17 protein-coding genes are annotated in these 17,837 nt (G+C 40.3%); 10 read left to right on the top strand and 7 right to left on the bottom strand.

Annotation, left to right across the window (positions count from 1 at the left end):
* Positions 1-98: 98 nt before the first annotated feature.
* The 3 genes from MHO82_RS21315 to MHO82_RS21305 form a co-directional block, all read right to left on the bottom strand.
* Positions 99-1,550, bottom strand: coding sequence for a phosphatase PAP2 family protein (locus MHO82_RS21315; protein WP_239187609.1), 1,452 nt, complete (start codon positions 1,548-1,550; stop codon positions 99-101).
* A gap of 81 nt (positions 1,551-1,631) precedes the next feature.
* On the bottom strand, positions 1,632-2,117 hold the full coding sequence (locus MHO82_RS21310; RefSeq protein WP_239187606.1) for a GNAT family N-acetyltransferase: 486 nt from the start codon (positions 2,115-2,117) through the stop codon (positions 1,632-1,634).
* A gap of 60 nt (positions 2,118-2,177) precedes the next feature.
* The gene (locus MHO82_RS21305; RefSeq protein WP_239187604.1) at positions 2,178-2,585 is read right to left on the bottom strand and encodes a VOC family protein; all 408 of its coding nucleotides are present in this window, start codon (positions 2,583-2,585) and stop codon (positions 2,178-2,180) included.
* A 205-nt stretch (positions 2,586-2,790) separates the two neighbouring features.
* Here MHO82_RS21305 and MHO82_RS21300 point away from each other — a divergent pair, with 205 nt between their 5' ends.
* From MHO82_RS21300 to MHO82_RS21290, 3 genes are all read left to right on the top strand, one after another.
* Positions 2,791-3,468, top strand: a complete 678-nt coding sequence (locus MHO82_RS21300; protein WP_239187601.1) for a heavy metal response regulator transcription factor — start codon at positions 2,791-2,793, stop codon at positions 3,466-3,468.
* Positions 3,462-4,826, top strand: a complete 1,365-nt coding sequence (locus MHO82_RS21295; protein WP_239187598.1) for a heavy metal sensor histidine kinase — start codon at positions 3,462-3,464, stop codon at positions 4,824-4,826. Before MHO82_RS21300 ends, MHO82_RS21295 begins: the two co-directional genes overlap by 7 nt.
* Before the next feature lie 121 nt (positions 4,827-4,947).
* Complete coding sequence (locus MHO82_RS21290; RefSeq protein WP_239187594.1) at positions 4,948-5,295, top strand: DUF3316 domain-containing protein; 348 nt, start codon at positions 4,948-4,950, stop codon at positions 5,293-5,295.
* Between the two features lie 58 nt (positions 5,296-5,353).
* Here the strand turns inward: MHO82_RS21290 and MHO82_RS21285 are convergent, their stop codons facing one another.
* The 3 genes from MHO82_RS21285 to MHO82_RS21275 all read right to left on the bottom strand — a co-directional run bounded on the left by MHO82_RS21285 (position 5,354) and on the right by MHO82_RS21275 (position 10,163).
* On the bottom strand, positions 5,354-6,007 hold the full coding sequence (locus MHO82_RS21285; protein WP_239187591.1) for a cytochrome b/b6 domain-containing protein: 654 nt from the start codon (positions 6,005-6,007) through the stop codon (positions 5,354-5,356).
* A gap of 16 nt (positions 6,008-6,023) precedes the next feature.
* On the bottom strand, positions 6,024-6,476 hold the full coding sequence (locus MHO82_RS21280) for a hypothetical protein (RefSeq protein WP_239187589.1): 453 nt from the start codon (positions 6,474-6,476) through the stop codon (positions 6,024-6,026).
* Positions 6,477-6,674: 198 nt separating this feature from the next.
* Positions 6,675-10,163, bottom strand: a complete 3,489-nt coding sequence (locus tag MHO82_RS21275; RefSeq protein WP_239187587.1) for a S8 family serine peptidase — start codon at positions 10,161-10,163, stop codon at positions 6,675-6,677.
* Positions 10,164-10,554: 391 nt separating this feature from the next.
* Here MHO82_RS21275 and MHO82_RS21270 point away from each other — a divergent pair, with 391 nt between their 5' ends.
* The 3 genes from MHO82_RS21270 to MHO82_RS21260 all read left to right on the top strand — a co-directional run bounded on the left by MHO82_RS21270 (position 10,555) and on the right by MHO82_RS21260 (position 13,758).
* Positions 10,555-11,037, top strand: coding sequence for a DUF3015 domain-containing protein (locus MHO82_RS21270; protein ID WP_239187585.1), 483 nt, complete (start codon positions 10,555-10,557; stop codon positions 11,035-11,037).
* A gap of 54 nt (positions 11,038-11,091) precedes the next feature.
* A complete protein-coding gene (locus tag MHO82_RS21265) occupies positions 11,092-12,945 on the top strand; it encodes a DUF4105 domain-containing protein (RefSeq protein ID WP_239187718.1) in 1,854 nt (617 codons plus the stop codon).
* Positions 12,946-13,095: 150 nt separating this feature from the next.
* Positions 13,096-13,758 (top strand): tRNA (adenine(22)-N(1))-methyltransferase TrmK, encoded by a 663-nt coding sequence (locus MHO82_RS21260; RefSeq protein WP_275440720.1) that lies wholly within the window; start codon positions 13,096-13,098, stop codon positions 13,756-13,758.
* On the opposite strand, the gene MHO82_RS21255 is transcribed toward MHO82_RS21260, so the two are convergent.
* On the bottom strand, positions 13,750-14,166 hold the full coding sequence (locus MHO82_RS21255; protein ID WP_239187581.1) for a nuclear transport factor 2 family protein: 417 nt from the start codon (positions 14,164-14,166) through the stop codon (positions 13,750-13,752). The genes MHO82_RS21260 and MHO82_RS21255 overlap by 9 nt on opposite strands.
* A 454-nt stretch (positions 14,167-14,620) precedes the next feature.
* Between MHO82_RS21255 and MHO82_RS21250 the strand changes: the two genes are divergently transcribed.
* Genes MHO82_RS21250 through MHO82_RS21235 form a run of 4 tightly spaced genes read left to right on the top strand, consistent with a single transcriptional unit; the run spans position 14,621 to position 17,676 of the window.
* Positions 14,621-15,385 (top strand): hypothetical protein, encoded by a 765-nt coding sequence (locus tag MHO82_RS21250; RefSeq protein ID WP_239187579.1) that lies wholly within the window; start codon positions 14,621-14,623, stop codon positions 15,383-15,385.
* Between the two features lie 15 nt (positions 15,386-15,400).
* Positions 15,401-15,682, top strand: coding sequence for a hypothetical protein (locus MHO82_RS21245; protein WP_239187577.1), 282 nt, complete (start codon positions 15,401-15,403; stop codon positions 15,680-15,682).
* Positions 15,666-16,547 carry an HprK-related kinase A gene (locus MHO82_RS21240; RefSeq protein WP_239187575.1) on the top strand — a complete coding sequence of 294 codons (882 nt, stop codon included), beginning with the start codon at positions 15,666-15,668 and terminating at the stop codon, positions 16,545-16,547. Before MHO82_RS21245 ends, MHO82_RS21240 begins: the two co-directional genes overlap by 17 nt.
* Before the next feature lie 28 nt (positions 16,548-16,575).
* Positions 16,576-17,676 (top strand): nucleotidyltransferase family protein, encoded by a 1,101-nt coding sequence (locus MHO82_RS21235; protein WP_239187573.1) that lies wholly within the window; start codon positions 16,576-16,578, stop codon positions 17,674-17,676.
* Positions 17,677-17,837: the final 161 nt, after the last annotated feature.

Here is a 17,837-nt window from a genome sequence, read left to right as displayed (position 1 = left end):
TGGTATTAATACATTCATTGAAAGTTAAAAATCAAATAAACAAGATAAAAATAAGAGTGCCTTACGCAACCATAAGGCACTCTATTTTCTACTATATTTTAAGATCGGCGCTGGGCTGTAAGTATAAAAACAAGCATAGGCATTAGCGCATAACTTAATGATTTCACTCCTAAGGCAAGTAAGGTGCTCGATACAAATAACTTGATAATGAAACTTAAACCAATGAAGATGGCACCTATACCAACACAGCATAATAGCAATGTTTTTGCTTTCTCTTTACTGCATTGAATTACTGCCTGAGGTGGAAACAATGGCAATGCAATGCTCACTCCTAATACTAAAGCAAACATATAGATGAGATAAGGCAACTGCATCACAACAGAGAGCACAAATAATATCCCCGTAATTCCCCACCAAAAACTTTTAGAATCAATAATAGAAGCGACCGTATTTGGTGATTTCATTTCCAATCGATAAAAATGCCAGACCATTAAAAAGCCTAAAAACATGCCAGCAAGGGTATCCGTAATGAAATGAACGCCGAGCCACACACGAGCAACGGCTTGACCAAAAATCAGCGCAATAATGATAGGTAAATACGTATTAGCCCACTCTTTGCCTTTGGCTTTTACTAGCTCAATCCATAATAAACCATAAACCGTTGCGGCCATCATGGTGTGGCCACTTGGCATGCCAAAGCCATACGCTTCCGCCTGCTTGAGATCTGGAACATATACAAAAGGCCTTGGCCAGCCCATGCCCTGCTTTGCCAGTAATGAAATCACTGTGCTAGCCACAATCGCAAACAATAAAGTTAGCCCTCGTGCCCGACCAAAAAATACAAAAACGAACGGCACCAATGCGTATAAGAATTTCTCTTCCCCAGGTAAGTTCAATAAAAAGAAAGCCGCTGAGAACCCTTGTTGCATCCATTCTGGTAAATCAAACACCGCTTGTTGAAACGCATAAATATAAGGGATTTCTGCTTGATGCAATGGTAAAGCGGCTTGATAGAGCTCTTCATAATAATCAACGTGACTTTCTTCACCATTTTCAAGCCAACCCGCTATATGAGGGTATTGCTTTGGAAAGCGGTATTCACGTTCTTGTACCAGATCCCAATCAACTAAATAGACGTCACGCACTTCGCTACCATAATGAGGAGCAAACCAAGATGGAATAATGTGAAAACCATCCTTTTGTTGATATTCGGTCGCTAAAATATCGGAATCAGAAACGCACGAGAAAACAATCGCACTCTTATCTCGGTGTAACTCCTCTTTCGCAGTCACTACTAGCCCGGTTTCTTCCCAGGTTTCACGCTCAGCAGCTTGTCGAGGCGTTTCACCACTATCGATACCTCCTCCAGGAATCGATAGTTTCTTTGTGATCACTTCATGGATCACAACCACTTTTTGCCCTTGATGAATAACACAAGCTGCACCACTGAATGCATTATTTTCAGAAGCAGTCTCGGCAAAGGCATAGCTGCTAAAAAGAAGCAACCAGCTTAACAGTAGAGAAATGATAATCGGACGTTTGATACTCACAGATTTTACCCTAACGATAATGGTGGTATCAGTGTACTCTATTTTAGGGGATTATCTTAACGCTTGATTTGTTAGGAAGTCTTACTCTTTCCCACCACCCAATGGTTTTCTAAGCCAGTTGATATGAGAATGTAACCCCTGCTTTTTATAAAAATAAGTCGCGGGCTTATTAAAGTCCCATACTTCAACAAAAAGCTGCTTAACACCATAATCTTCGAATTCTGACTCAATAGTGCTAAATAACTGCTGAGCAACACCGGTACTCCTTAAACGCTCAATAACAAACAGTTCATCCACCGAAGCCATCATGACCGGTTTACTCACCACCGATACCAGTTCACTAAATTGACCAGTAACAAACCCCACCAGCTCATCCGCTAATTCAGCGACATACACAATACATTCAGGATGATCTAGATAAGAAATGATGCTTTTTTCATTTTGGATCTCTTCAGCCGATTTAAAGTGCTCAGGACAAGCTTGATGATGGTAGTCGTGCAATTCAAACATCATCTGTTCTAATGATTCAAGATCTGACATTTTTGCACGGCGAATAGTAATGTTCATAAAGAGTTGCTCATTATTTTTTGGTGCAGTCTACCCGTGATGTGACACCGCATTCCACTATTATTTACTCGGCTTTAATTCTACGGTATTACCATCTGGATCGTTAAGATAAACAGATAAACCAAATCCAGTTGCACCATACCGTGTTTGCATCTCATCTAGACGAAGGTCTTTACTTTTAAGGTACGTAAATAACGCTTCTGGCTCAATTGGAGAAATCAGCAAACAAAAATGGTCCATATTATGACCTGTTTCCTCAGGAGGCTTACCTCCTCTCTTTCCTAGCATTCCCTCCACATCAACTAAATCAATCAAAGCATGTCCAGCTCTTAGCTGAATTAACCCTTCTTTTTCCAACGTTCTTTCAACATTACAGCCAAGCTTATCGCAGTAAAACTCAATCATGGCATCAACTCGTTTAGTACGTAGAACTACGTGATCAATAGCCAGTATGTGGAAACTTTCCATCTCTTTCCCTCTTATTTGATAAAAAATAGAACTTTCAATGACTAATTACAGCGTATGGTTGGCTGACCAGATCTTGCGTAATCTGTTCAAGTTTAGGCAACATCCTGTTCTATCACTTCAATAAGGTAAGAAAAATTCATGCTATTAGGAAAAGCGCTTTACTTAAACTAAGCTTTTTATGCACGACTATGATGTTGGTTATTTTATGAAAATATTAATTATTGAGGATGAAAAAAAACTCGGGCTGTATTTAAAACAAGGACTAACGGAAACAGGCTTTGTCATAGACCTTGTTTTTGATGGGGTTGAAGGCTTAAATCTCGCACTCTCTCCAGATTATGATCTGATCTTGCTTGATATCATGCTGCCAAATATCAATGGTTGGGAAATACTAAAACAGGTTCGTAAATACGATCCAACTCAATTAGTCATCATTTTAACTGCCAGAGACAGCGTGGATGATAGAGTCATGGGACTTGAGCTTGGCGCTGATGATTACTTAGTCAAGCCTTTTTCATTCAGCGAGTTAGTTGCAAGAATTCGAAACCAATTCAGAAAAATTAGCGGTGAGAAGAAGCCGACAACACTTATTGTAGCCGATCTGGAGCTTGATCAAATAAAACGAAAAGTGACTCGTTCAAAAGAAAAAATCGAATTAACCCCTAAGGAATTAGCTTTACTCGAATTTTTTATGCAACACGAAGGCGAAATTTTATCAAAGACACTCATCGCCAGTAAAATATGGGATATAAATTTCCACAGTGATACGAATGTTATCGAGGTCGCCGTTAAAAGATTAAGAAAAAGGATTGATGACGGCTTTCAACATAAGCTCATACATACGGTTAGAGGCATGGGTTATGTAATGGAGTACCGATGCTAAAGCTTCAGCCCTCTTTAACTGCAAATATAGCGAGCTTATTTGCTATCAGTATCATCGTTATTATTATTACTACTGCCAAAGTTGTTTTTAGCTATACCTATGAATATATAGATAAACATGATCAAGATGCCTTAAGTTCGAAGCTTGTTTCAACGCTCTCAATCATTGAAAATTTAAGTGTTGAGGAAGCCACATTATTTCTAGATACTCTAATAGGCAATACCGACGACCTCGCTTTATACCTATTAAACGAAGAAGAAACTGAAATTTACCATAAAGGTCCCCATTATCCCTACCCTTCCATTCAAGTGTTTGCCTCAGATGGGCTCATCACCGACTGGAAAGATGGCACCAACTATTATCGCGGCATCACACTTTCTCAGAAAACAACCTATCACGGCCTACTCACAGCGATTATTATTATGGATACCAGTAAACATCAGTTTTTTATCACCGAACTGACCCACTCTCTATTTAAAGTCTTCACTATCGCACTTATCTCTTTAACTGTAATTGGTTACTGGATTTCATGGCGAGGGTTAAAGCCTGTACGAAAATTAGGTAAAGATGCCAACAGCATTAATGTCACTTCTTTATCAACTCGTTTAAGCAACGATAAAGCCCCTGTCGAACTGCAACCTTTAATTGCCGCCCTTAATAATATGCTTTCTCGGCTAGAGTCATCCTTTAATAAACTGTCTTTTTTCTCGACCAATTTAGCTCACGAACTGCGTACCCCCCTTTCTTCCATGACACTTCATAATCAGATCATGCTTACAGGCGAACGTACGCCACAAGATTACCGAGAAACCCTCACCTCAAATCTTGAAGAGCTGGAATATTTATCAAAAACGATTACAGATATGTTGTTAATTGCAAAGGCAGAAAGCAATCAACTGGCCATAAAAACAGAACAAATTAATCTTAATAAATTATCCCAAAAAGTTTCTGAATATTACCAACTTCTGGCCGATCAAAAATCCGTCTCTATTAGCGTCATAGGACAAGTTACCTGTCTGAGCGATTCAGGGCTACTGAGGCAAATTATTGGAAACCTTCTTTCAAATGCAATCTGCTATGCCAATCAAGAAAGCACAGTAAAAATCATCCTCACAGAGAATAAGTCTTCCATTCAAATTGCAGTATTGAATCACGGTGCTCCCATTCCTCAGGCTGAACAATCAATGATTTTTGAGTGGAAATATCAATCAAAAGTGCATACACCTTCCAACACAAATGAGATACATATCGGTGTTGGCTTAACCATTGTTCGCTCTATCGTAAATGCAATGAAAGGACACATCACGCTTCATTCAAATAACAAGGCCACTATTTTTTTCGTTAAACTTCCAAAATAAATTCAACCTAATACATTCCAATAGGTTATAAAAGCTGACAGTTTTGTAATCTGGCTGTCAGTTAGGTGTCAGCTTATTTTCCTAAAATCATATATGATAATAAAGCACACTGGAGATAATCATGAAAAAAGCACTCTGCACTGTCATTGCTTTATCCTTGTTTAGTGCCCAAGCGTTAGCTCATAATTTTGGTAGCAGAACCAGCACAACAATTTTAAAATCAGAGTCGGTTAATAGTAAATCAACGGCGTATGATCGCGGCTATTCGATTATGCAGTCATTAAACAGCAAATCCTCTAAAGATTTACGCACAATGTTAAAAGTGCATGATGATGATATTGACCCTGGTTCATTTAAAATAAACTATCAAGAAGTCACTGTTAGAGAATATTCAACGGGCCCTGGTGTTATGCTTTACCAAGCTGCTGTGATGGTACAGTATCAATACCGCGTGCATGACCACGACTAAAAGAAAAGTACCTAAACAATAAAATAAAGGCGTATATCATCGATGTACGCCTTATTTTTTACATCATCAAATCAGGTGTAAAAATAAATAACACAATAGAAGTTAAAATGAAAAAAATAACAAATGCAACCCAGCAGCCTTTTAAGTTTACTTCTGTTCCTTTAGGGAGTTTTTTAGAGCCCCATAACATAGGGATAATCAGATTATGCTGCTTAGATAAATAGGCAAAGATAACGATAATATGAAGTACGGCTAAAACAACCAGTACATCAAAATTTTTAATGTGAGTTTGAAGCATAAAATCAGCGACCTCTTCACTCACATAGGAATAGAGGGGTCCTTCCGTCATAACATCATCACAACTGAATAAACCGGTAATTAACTGCACACCTAAGAGAAACAGCATTAGCGCCACCATGTAGCCACCTAATGGAGTGTGCCCAGCATAATGCGAATGCTCTCCTCGATGAATATCTCTAGCATGAGAAAGGACTTCAATAGGATGATGAATAAACTCATTAAACTTGGCTGTATCACTACCAAAACAACCCCATATAATGCGAGTTATCCAAAGACATAGTAAAACATAAGCTAACAAGAAGTGCCATTCTATCTCACCTTCTTCAGCCGTCCACCACAAGGCAACTAAAAGGGCAACTTGAAACCAGTGATAGAAACGAATGAAGCGATCCCAAACTTTTACCTTTTCCATCTAACTACCTCAATGATCAGTGGCAGTCTTTTAAGAATAGCTTATGGCTTTTTTTACTGTGCTTTTTGATCGTCTTCAATGTTGACTTTATTGTACTTTTGTCTGATGTACGCTTAAGCCGCTCTATATAAGTGAGAAGCCGATTTATTTCATGCTCGTAATTTTTAAAGTCTTCCAGCTGTATTTCGGTGAGATCCATTATTGTTGTGGTATTAGAGTCCATATTATTAAGGATTTTCAGAGGGATATAATCTTTTGATTTGATCGTATATTCTTCTAACTTTAATAATGACTCCTGCATTAACTTCGTATCATCTTGTTTAAATGCTTCTGTGTAAGCTTTAAGTTGAAACTTCATATCCTCCATTAAACGATTTAATTTCGTGTCTTCACAGTGAGCACTATGAGTAAAGCCTTTTAAGGGCATGAATAAACATGTGAGAATAATAACTAATGCTTTATATTTCATATGCATCCACATCAGCTTAAAGGTTAAAGCTGCCGTCTAATTTTATCTATTAATAATAGACGATACTGCCTTTTATCAAACCAAAAAACCAAGACCTAACCACGTTACTATCAAATGAAATCATCGATACTCCATCGTAAAAAAGCCCCAACACCTACTACGGCATTGGGGCTAATAGAGGAAGAGATCAGCTAAAAACTATCTATCTGTATATAACCTCTGGTAACCAGCCTCACCAATACGTTTACTCTGAGTTTCATTGGTCATATCTAATATAAAATCTAAACCTGTAATATCCTTATCAATAACTTGGATTGTGCCTAGACCATCCAGTAATGGATAACCACCACACGTTTCACCTAGCTGGCAGATCTTAGCGTCATTATCAACATCGCTCCCAGCGACAATATTATATGAACCTACATCAATATTAGAGAAGCTGAAATTGTATTCTCCACTATCCTGCTTAATCGCAGCTATTTGTGCCACGACACTGTTCTCAGAGTTTAATAGCAGAACATAAGCTTTCGCACTGACACCAGGTTGTGTTGAATCCTGAACCTGCATCTGTACAGAAACCGTCAGCTTATCGCCATTATCAAAGTTAATGGTCACTGTCCCTTGATAATTAGCGTTACTTAAACCAGAACGATCAACCACGGTTTTATATTCACCTAAACCATTTACATCAACATTAACAGGGCTAACACTTAACCAATTTGCATCACTGGTAATATTAGATACAGCAGATATTGCCTCGCCTTCGTTACTAATAACAAACGACGCTTCCGTTGACCCCACACCCATATTGAAAACAGGTGGCGAAACAACAAATTTGGCTGGCAATTCTGGCAAGGTTCCACCATTTGCTAGCTTTTGTGCTTCTCGAACCGCTTTAAAGGCATCAATAAGCCCATGACCATACAAATCGTCACGTCCTGCATTACCTAAATCTGTTGTTATCTGACCAGAAGAGATAAGTCTATCAACTTGATCTGGGGTGATACTTGGGTGCACAGCACGCATCAGTGCTAATACACCCGCAACGTGTGGTGTGGCCATCGAAGTCCCGTCGTAGTATGACGTCGTCGCAGCACGATGCCCCGCCACTTTCGTGACTAAGGTACTTAATACCCCATCAACGTGACCGTTGAAATCTAAGTCTTTATTCGTATCACCTCCAGGGGCAGCGATATCAAGCGCAGTACCATAATTTGAATACCACGATCTGTTATTATTTCTGTCTGTCGCGCCAACAGAAATAACACCATCATAAGAGGCAGGGTAAAAGTGTCTACTCGTATTATCATTACCAGAGGCCGCAACGATAATAACGCCAGCGTTTCGCGCCTTAGTATACGCTTCCTGAGCAAAAAAACTGTAACCGTACCCACCCAAACTCATGTTAAGAATGTCAGCTTTTTGCTGTGGTACTGTTCCACTGTCATTTTCTAAACCCGCAGCAAAGAGTACTGACTGAACGATATCGTAAGTTGTGCCACCACCAATACCAAGTACACGTAACGGCATGATCTTCGCGTTCCAAGCCACGCCAGCAATATCACTGTTGTTATTTGTTTTTGCTGCAACGGTTCCTGCAACGTGGGTGCCATGCCAGCTGTCTCCACGTCTACCGTCATCATCACCAGGATCATCTGGATTATTGTCTATCCCATCACCGTCATTCGATGTTTTCGTATCTTTAATAAAGTCATAACCTGGAACGAGCTGACCAGCGAACTCGGGATGATCCAAAAATACACCAGTATCTGCAACAGCAACAATAACGTCGTTGCTTGCACGTGACCCTGTCGTAATATCCCATGCAGCAGGAAGATTAATCGCCGGATAATGCCATTGCTGTGAATATAAAGCGTCATTAGGAATCGCTAACGGCTGAACAATATAGTTAGGCTCTGCTAATTTTACTCCTGCCTGCTGATTTAAACGTTTTATATGCTCTAACGTCTTTCTCTTTTCCCAACTTTCTGGGTTCTTCGCTAATAACTCTTGCTCTACACTCTTTTCTGCTGTGCTAGATTGAACCTGAACTTGATTTTTTGAGAACTCAAAATTCACTAGCTGAACTTCTGAAGAATTAGAGAGATTCACTTTCACATCAGAATTAGACGCAGCGGCATAGCTTGAAACGCCTTGGTTAAGTTGGACTATCGCTTCACCCGCTTTAAAGTCCGCATTTCCTCTTCTGTTTACTTCGGTGGTGCTAACTTGCTCTAAAGACAATACATACCTTGAGCCCCCAGAATATGCGGAGACTTCAATATAATACTCACCATCTTTAGGAACTGTAATAAGTTCATCATTCCTCACACGTACAGAACTAGCTACTTGATCCAAATCTGAGTTATAAAGGTATAAATCCAAATCTCCTGAGTATGACTCGCCATATCTAGCATCAATAACTTTCAATGTGATCGTTTGATCTTTTTGTAAAGTAGCGCTGTAAACATCTGAGCGATCCCCAATGCTAGACAAACGGTCACCTTGTTTACCTGTGCCTTCCTTAGTCGAAAAGCCATTCACAACAGAAAAATTAGGAATCCGTTGAGCTTCAGAGAAACTGTTATTAGCGATATTATCTGATGACAGTGGATCATTAATATCACTATCTACGTACACCTTTGAGCCTACCCGGTAACTGCCAGACAACGAAGCATTAATGGAAGGTACAGAAATAGCTGAAACATGAACCTGAACACGATCAGAATGGCTTGCCCCCTCTTTATCTGTAACGGTAAATTCAAATTCTAACGTTTCATCAGCTATCAAATCTGGGGCGGTAAATGTCGATGATTGTGCGCTGGCATCACGTAAAGTTACCGCCCGGCCTGAGATTTGTTTCCATTGATAAGATGCAATATTGTTATCAACATCTGTGGCTGAACCTGATAACGTAACGATATTCCCTTCTGTAACATTCTGATCAGCACCTGCATTCACAACAGGCGGTGTATTTTCTTTTTTAGCTACTGTTATATTTGTCGAAGCTGAAGACACTTCACCTTTATCATCCGTCGCTTTAAACTCAAAGGTTAATACTTCATCAGCACTGACAATAGGCGACGTAAACGCTGCAATTAAGTTATCTTCGTTCGATATTGAGACCGCGGTACCACTGGTTTGCACCCATTTAGTACTCTTAATGTGACCATCCGAATCAGTTGCAGTTGCTCGCAAAGTTACTGAAACACCACTCTCTACCGTTTTATCTGCATTTACTGTTACTACGGGAGGTACATTCACTTTTGGTACTACGGTGATTTTTGTCGAAGCCGTAGATGTTTTACCTTTATTATCGGTCGCTTTAAACTCAAAAGTTAATACTTCTTCGACACCGACAACTGGTGAAGTAAAGGATGCAGCTTGATTATCCTCATTAAATATAGAAACTGATGTACCACCAGTCTGGAGCCACTTAGTACTAACAATATGGCCATCCGAATCAGTTGCGGTTGCTAATAGCACTACTGAGACATTACCCCCCACGGTTTTATCTTCACCTAGAGTGATAACAGGGGCATTATTTAATGCAGATATACTCGGTACTTGTGCGGAATCTCCGCCCCCACTATTACATCCTGCTAATGCGAGTAATAAAGCTGTCGCAACTACGGTTTTTCTCACAGGCAAAACAGCTATTTTACCCTGACCTAACCCAATTTTCATCCGGTTCCCTTCATTATTGATTTAGTAATAACTTATTTTGTAATGGAGTAAATAAAACACTGTTAATAAGAGCGGATTATATAGACGATCTATCCTTGTTTGTCATTAATAAATTTTATAAATCGATCCAGTTCACTTTATGAAGATTTAGGCTCACTATTTAAATGGCTTAATAGACAGCCTGTTACTGAATATTTCCTTCATATTGACACTAAAATGCAAACTTATTGCTATAAAACCTAATAAATACAACCTTATTACATATTAGATATTGATTAGTGCCGCATATTCGTGCCTAATTAGCTGGTCAGATAACTTTATCTGACAGCACATAAAAAGAATGAAATTTACTTTAATACCCGCAAACTATTCGGGTAAAGGGACTTAAATAATGAAAAAATTACTAGCAGTGGCTGCGATTTCTTTCCTTCCTTTCTCAAATGCAATGGCTGACCAAGACATTGGTTGTGGTCTTGGTACTATGATCTTCGAAGGTAAGTCAGGCTTAGCATCAAAAGTTCTAGGTGCTACTACTAACGGTACTTCTGGTAACCAAACTTTCGGTATCACGTTTGGTACTCTTGGTTGTTCTGCAGACGGTGAAATCACATCTCGTGAAAAACTAGCTATGTTCATCGATGGCAACATGGATAACCTAGCTCGTGATATCGCTAAAGGCGAAGGCGAGACTCTTGCAACTCTATCTGAAGTTTGGGGTATCCAAGCTGAAGACCAAGCTGCATTCTCTAATCTTGCTCAAGCTAACTTCTCTGAAGTATTCACTTCTGGTGATGTTAACTCTCAAGACGTTCTAACTAACCTGAACGCTCTAATTGCACAAGATGCAGCTCTAGCGACTTATACTCTGTCTTAATTTCGCTTAATGTAGATGAAATAAAGTGCTCCTATTACAGGAGCACTTTTGTTTGTGGTTATGATGTCTAAAAAATTACTTTCTCTCCTGCTTCCCGCTGCTCTTTTTAGTAGCCCATCTCATGCCGATTCTTTTTCTAAAAATGATATAGCTAACGATCCATATTGGTTGCAGCTCGGTCATTATCGTCCAGCCGTTACGTCTGAATGGAAAAGTGAAGTCGACAGCCTTGAATTCTTTTTGTCTCCAATAGGTAAACGAAACCCAGCAGCAGAGCTAAATGCCACGCTTGACGCATTTAATCAAACAGATCCAACACAATTTCAAACAGCCGCCTGCCAATACCCTGCTCGTTTCAAATGGCTCAAAAAGAAGTTAGGAACAAACTGGAAAGAACCCTCTTGCCCAGAGATGGAGCAATGGAAAAGAATTATTGATCCTAAAGGCATGACACTCGTCTTCCCGACTGCCTTTATGAACAGCCCTTCTTCTATGTTTGGCCATACCTTAATTAGAATCGATGCAAAAGATCAGACGAGAAATAAAGAGCTAGTTGCATTTGCAGTAAATTTTGCCGCAGAGCCAGACAGCACAGACAATGCCGCCTTATTTGCGATTAAAGGTTTAATAGGCCAATACCCTGGCGCTTTCTCACTGATGCCTTATTACCGTAAGGTGCGCGAATATAATGATCTAGAGTCTCGCGATATTTGGGAATATAAACTGAATTTCTCAGAACAAGAAGTCGAAAACATATTACTTCATTTATGGGAATTGCAGCACGCTCGCTTTGATTATTACTTCCTTGATGAAAATTGCTCATACCAACTTCTTGCCCTATTACAACTAGCTAAAGAAGATCTTGATTTAACAGGTGAGTTCCCACTACAAGCGATACCATCCGATACTGTCGCAGTATTACGAGACAAGGGGCTTCTGGATGAGCCAAATTATCGCGCAGCCTTTGGAACCAAGCTGCTTCATTATTCAGATCAAATGGATGACCATAACCTTGCAGCAGTAAAAGAGGCGATGAACGGTAATTACCCATCAGAGGATCAGTATTCACTGCAAGAGCAAGCCGCTATTTTAGAAATGGCCTATGAATGGCTGAACTTTAAATTTTACGATGAAGGTTTAGATCGTGAAGTTACAGCGCCCCAGCTTACCGATCTCTTACGTGAACGCAGTAAACTGCAAGTACGCTCACCCTTTGAACCTGTAATAAAACCTGAAGTATCCCCAGAGCAAGGCCATGGTTCAGCAAGACTTGGTGTAGCTTACTCACACAGTAAAGAAAGCGACAACACACTTAATCTAACTTGGCGTGCTTCTTACCATGACTTATTAGATGCACCACAAGGCTTTATTCCTGGTGCTCAAATTAGCTTTTTAGATACAGAGCTGAGCGTAACGGAACATGGCACAACTCGATTAGAACGCCTATATCTACTCGATGCGATGTCTTTAGCTTCAGACAACCGTGTTTTTGATAGCTGGTCTTGGAATATTCGCTCTGGCTACGATCGCCAGCCCGATTCGAAGCGCCGATCAAGCCGTTGGTTTATTCAAGGTGGCTACGGTAAATCATGGGGCAACCCAAACAAACTGCATGGCTACATGCTGGGCTCAACAGAGTTGAATACAGGAGATATTACCCACAACGATGTTGAAATTGGGTTAGGGCTAGAAACAGGCGTTGTCTGGCAAGCAACATCAAATAACAAGTTAGCTATTGCAGCAAGCAGTGCTTATTTGCTCGACTCAAATGTGGATCATCACAGTAAAATTACAGCAAGCTGGCAATGGTCTCCAAACTCTCAGTGGAGCTTGCGCTCAGAAACAGGCTACCTCAATTGGCGAAATGAAGATATCTACTCCAAGCTAACTGGCTACTTATACTATTAAGCCACACTATTAGTCACCACCAGCACAAAGAAGGTGTTCACCTGCCCACCTTCTTTTTCGCAGCAATAATCATTAACTCCTCCACTCAAATAAAATCAAAGTTTTTGCTATCATGCCGCGCAAAACACCTCAGAACTAAAGATAGCCCTTTTGAAAATCAGCAAACGCCTCCAAAAAATCAATCAAATGATCACCAAACACTACGACCACATCTGGGATTGCTGCTGCGATCACGGTTTACTTGGTCAGACTCTTTTAGCAAGGTCCGCCGCTGATACTATTCATTTTGTTGATATTGTTGAACCTTTGATGCGTGATTTACAACAGCGCCTTGAAGGTCTTACAACATCAAACAGTCATTGGAAAGTGCACTGCTCTGACGTTGCAAGCATCCCATTGCTTAACGACTGTAGCCAGAAAAACCTAATTATCATCGCAGGTGTTGGAGGGGATTTACTCATCCAACTAGTACAATCTATTTTAGATAAGTATCCAAATCGTGGACTCGAATTTTTGTTATGTCCGGTACACCATAATTACAAAGTACGCCATGCTTTAATCCAGCTCGGGTTTGGGTTAATTGATGAAAGTTTAGTACATGATAATAAACGCTTTTATGAAGTACTCCACGTATCAACCTTCAGCAATAAAAGCCTCTCACCCGTCGGCTCCCTTATGTGGGACTTCACTCGAAAAGAAGATAATGACTACCTTACAAAAACAGTGGAACATTATCAGCGTAGGAATAAAAACAACGATCCCATAACATCACAAATCATCCACGAATATAGCGCGTTAGTAGAATCACTCTAATGTGGCACTACGAGCTTTTTCTGTATCAAAAAGCTCGTAGAACTCGACAATCTTCGAGTCTCTCATTCTAATAATGTCCACTTTAGGGGTTTCCACTACTTTCCCCGTATGACGATGTTTCCACGCACAGCGGCCAATCATTACAACCCTCTCTCCTTCGGAAATAAACTCCTCTGCAGTGTAATGAAGCATTTCCCATACCTCAGCAAGCTCTGTGAAATAACGAAGAACATCCTTTTTACCGTGACAGGTGCGAGTAAACTCCATTCCTGGCTCACCATTAGAAATTGAGTTTAATTGAACGTTATCAGCCATCAGATCCATCCAATGTTGAAAACTGTCTTGTTTGTTATCGTTCCATTTTTGATAAGCTTCTTTAAGAATCTCAACGTTACTCGAAGCGTTCATGTTCTCCCCTCTATTTACGTTGCAGCAGATTATCACATCATAAAAGAGCTTCTTTATGACTGATTGATTGGTCAGTAACGTAAGTTATAGCAGCTATTTCTCAATCGGGGCTTCTGCCCAATAAAATCTGAACGAAACTAATTTAATCTCTTTCCCCACTGCGCCAATTTTTGTACTAGACTTATTCTGGGATGTTGCTGATAGGTAAATAATCTACTCCTTCCAACTATATTTTCGAATTACGGACGCTCTAGATAACTGGCTGCAGCTGTCAGCTTTTTTTACAAGGAGACTTATCAGAAGTCATAATATTAAATAGAAAAAGCTCTAAACAACTGATAGTAAAACATTAAATATTCCGCTCTTGTGGTGGATTGCTTCTTGCTTAAGGAATAAGCATGAAGAGCGTACATAGTGCGCTTGTAATTCTTAAGTGACGACTTGAGGAAAAAAAATGAAGGACTATGAACAGCCCGAAAAATCTCAACCAGAGTCGGGGCTTCGACAACCTAAAGAAAGCTCTCGCTTCTCTAGGCGACGCTTCCTGCAGACATCCGCTACTGTGTCTCCTATTTTAATGTCAATCAAAAGCCCACTGGCTTGGGCCGAACCACATGATTGTAGTGTTACCACGCTCTTATCAGGTAACGCCTCTCACCCTCATGCTTGCTCTTCGGCAGCAGCGAAATCACCGGGGTATTGGCACACCGTTCTTGATGCATCATCTGGGGACAGTAAATACCCTGTTTTAGAGGCACTGCAAGCCTTAGGTGTAGATGGCACAACATCTTTTGATAGCTTCTTTTTTAGTGGCGCATTTAGTTTTCAAACATACCGAGGTTATAAGTTCAAATTCAAAAGTTCAGCTTCACCAAACCCAAACTTTCGGCAAACGATGCCACCTAATAACCCTAAGATAAAAATTCCAATTAAAATAAAAAAAATTGGCGGAGGATCATGCCCAACCATATACGTCAATGAACCCAATATACAAAGATTCATTGTGGCTGGTTATTTTAATAGCTTACTCTCACCATCTATCATTAACTACCCATACACTTCATCCAGTGTACAATTATCAGCGCTTACCGCATTTAACAATACGGCAATGGCTATCATTGATACCATAGTAGATGATGGTGTAGCTCTTTCAGCAGCATCCGCTAGTGGAATCACACATTTACCAACATTTCGAGATTTACTGAACACTTGGGATTAACAGGAGCTACATTACATGGAAGCAATGCAATACCACCTGAACCCTTTATTTACTGTTTCTGATTGCACCTTCGTTTGTGGGGAAGAACTCGTCTTGTTCAGCCCCGCCAACAGAGAAACTATGCTGTGCAATACCAGTTTACTGCCTCTGCTGCACCTTCTAGAAAGCAAAACCAACACAAACAGTGCGATTATTGACAGTAATGATGAGCAGGACGCTCTCGCTAGGTGCTCCCCTGAGTTAATCAATAAGCTGATCTCCATGGAAGTGATTGCTGCCTATGATAAACAACAATAAAAGCTATTTACTTGATGTTGGGCCTATCACCTTTCACGTCGAAAGCCCACTTCCTCATTTACATCAATACCTTGAGAGCCACTATCAGCATAATATTGTGCCTCCAAATGACGACACTTTTGTCGATTTTCATATTGCACTCACCCCAAGCCCGTTTCCGCGCTCCATCATACGTCCTCAGGTTTGTTTCTCGTTTAATCACCGCCAGCCCTTTAAACCCCTTCCTTCAGATCAAGCTCATGCAATGATGGAATGGGGAATGAACTGGGTGCTCTCTACTCAAGCACACCAGTATCTTATTATTCACGCAGCAACCTTAGAAAAAAATGGTAAAGGCATCATTATTTCAGCCCCTTCTGGATCAGGAAAAAGTACCTTATGTGCTTATTTAGCTTCTCAGGGCTGGAATTTATTGTCCGATGAATTGGCTCTTGTTTGCCCTAAATCATTAACCCTGTATGGAACCGGAAGACCGATCAGTTTAAAAAACAGATCCATTGAAATAATGAAGCCATATTATGAAAATAAAAGCTTCAGTACAGTTGCCAAAGACACTCACAAAGGATCAGTATGTCTGCTGGCTCCAAACCACCTCCCTTCCATTAATTTAAAACAAGGGGTTTCCCCCAAATTACTCGTTTTTGTTAACTACCAGCCAAGCGAGAGCTGTTATATTGAACCCGTAAAACCAAGCCATGCTTTAATGGAGTTAATAAAAAACAGTTTTAATATCGGGGTATTAGGCACTGAAGGTTTTGTGTGCGCTAAAGAATTGATTAATACAACCCAAACTGTCTATATTGAATATAATAACTTGCAGCGCTGTGAGGCACAGCTGGCACAAACACTTGCTCAAGTGAACTGATCACCACACAAGGATGCGTGGACAAAATATGGCCCAACTACTAGAAGTTATGCGTAACCCAGAAAAAATAACGCATTTAACAACACATCAATTGTCGGATCTGATTTGTGAAGCTAGATTCCATAACATGCTGAGCCAGCTTAGCTGCATTCTCAACCAGCACGAACTAAAATCAATACTCCCCCATAAATTCCTAACCCACTTGCACAGCAGTGACCTGCAATTTCAGAACCAAGTCCTACAACTGAAATTAGAGCATCAACAGTTGTCAGATTTATTAACACCTATCACACACCCCTTTGTGTATTTAAAAGGGGCAGCTTACCACCTAGCAGGCTTTGAAGAGTTCTCCGGTCGTTTTATCGGTGACATCGATATTTTAATATCAGAGGAATCCCTCCCCCGAACTGAAAAAGTCTTGATGGGATCAGGCTGGATCACCACAAAAATAAACAGCTATGACAACAAGTTTTACCGAGAGTACTCTCAGGAGATCCCACCCTTAAAACATCTTGAGCGAGGTACTGAGCTGGATGTTCACTTTAATATTTTGCCAAAAACGCTTAAACAATCACGCCCTGGAGAAATATGGCTCAATCATTCCATCCCGCTTTCAGACAGCAACCCCAACTGCCGAATATTAAAACCGGAAGCCATGGTATTGCACAGTGCCATCCACCTTTTTTATGAAAGCGAATACCACAAAGGCACCCGAGATCTGTACGATTTATATCTATTATTTACCCGATTTCAAAAAGACCCTAGCTTTTGGCACAACCTTATTCAAACCACCGATGAGCTAGATAACGGCGACGCTATTTTTATCGCCTTACGCTATTGTGCGTCTATTTTTCATCTCTCCGTCCCAGCGCACGTCATATCCCACTACCAACAATTTAGCGCGAACTCAGCCTACCAAATGATGCTAGATCTTGCGTTTACTCGAATATTTTGCTGTAGTTTTCCACCAGATAAGCAGCTAGGGCACGTTCAAACAGAAACCTTTCTTTACTTGCGCGGACATTTAAAAAGAATGCCACTGAAACTGCTTATTCCTCATTTAACACGTAAGTTCTTCATGCAATTCAAAAAAGAAAAACCAATCGACCCTGAAGAAATTCGTTTATAAGAAAACTGACTGATCCAATCGCTCTTTTTCTCAAAACAACATATATAATCTACACTGACATCATGCCGTTTTTATGTCTTGTAGGAGGCTATATGCTGCTTCACCGTCTATTACTGGTCAGCCTCAGCATTCTATTTACACCACCTGCGATTTCTGAGCCA

Origin of the sequence: Vibrio sp. Of7-15 (genome assembly GCF_022347565.1) — a bacterium.
Taxonomy (GTDB): domain Bacteria; phylum Pseudomonadota; class Gammaproteobacteria; order Enterobacterales; family Vibrionaceae; genus NORP241.
The sequence above is the reverse complement of the archived record's forward strand: the minus strand, read 5'-3'. Positions and strand labels throughout refer to the sequence as shown.

Bases quoted from the DNA above. Each gene is read 5' to 3' on its own strand.
- MHO82_RS21310 (WP_239187606.1), bottom strand. From the start codon at position 2,117: ATGAACATTACTATTCGCCGTGCAAAAATGTCAGATCTTGAATCATTA.
- MHO82_RS21305 (WP_239187604.1), bottom strand. From the start codon at position 2,585: ATGGAAAGTTTCCACATACTGGCTATTGATCACGTAGTTCTACGTACT.
- MHO82_RS21300 (WP_239187601.1), top strand. From the start codon at position 2,791: ATGAAAATATTAATTATTGAGGATGAAAAAAAACTCGGGCTGTATTTA.
- MHO82_RS21295 (WP_239187598.1), top strand. From the start codon at position 3,462: ATGCTAAAGCTTCAGCCCTCTTTAACTGCAAATATAGCGAGCTTATTT.
- MHO82_RS21290 (WP_239187594.1), top strand. From the start codon at position 4,948: ATGAAAAAAGCACTCTGCACTGTCATTGCTTTATCCTTGTTTAGTGCC.
- MHO82_RS21285 (WP_239187591.1), bottom strand. From the start codon at position 6,007: ATGGAAAAGGTAAAAGTTTGGGATCGCTTCATTCGTTTCTATCACTGG.
- MHO82_RS21280 (WP_239187589.1), bottom strand. From the start codon at position 6,476: ATGAAATATAAAGCATTAGTTATTATTCTCACATGTTTATTCATGCCC.
- MHO82_RS21275 (WP_239187587.1), bottom strand. From the start codon at position 10,163: ATGAAAATTGGGTTAGGTCAGGGTAAAATAGCTGTTTTGCCTGTGAGA.
- MHO82_RS21270 (WP_239187585.1), top strand. From the start codon at position 10,555: ATGAAAAAATTACTAGCAGTGGCTGCGATTTCTTTCCTTCCTTTCTCA.
- MHO82_RS21255 (WP_239187581.1), bottom strand. From the start codon at position 14,166: ATGAACGCTTCGAGTAACGTTGAGATTCTTAAAGAAGCTTATCAAAAA.
- MHO82_RS21250 (WP_239187579.1), top strand. From the start codon at position 14,621: ATGAAGGACTATGAACAGCCCGAAAAATCTCAACCAGAGTCGGGGCTT.
- MHO82_RS21245 (WP_239187577.1), top strand. From the start codon at position 15,401: ATGGAAGCAATGCAATACCACCTGAACCCTTTATTTACTGTTTCTGAT.
- MHO82_RS21240 (WP_239187575.1), top strand. From the start codon at position 15,666: ATGATAAACAACAATAAAAGCTATTTACTTGATGTTGGGCCTATCACC.
- MHO82_RS21235 (WP_239187573.1), top strand. From the start codon at position 16,576: ATGGCCCAACTACTAGAAGTTATGCGTAACCCAGAAAAAATAACGCAT.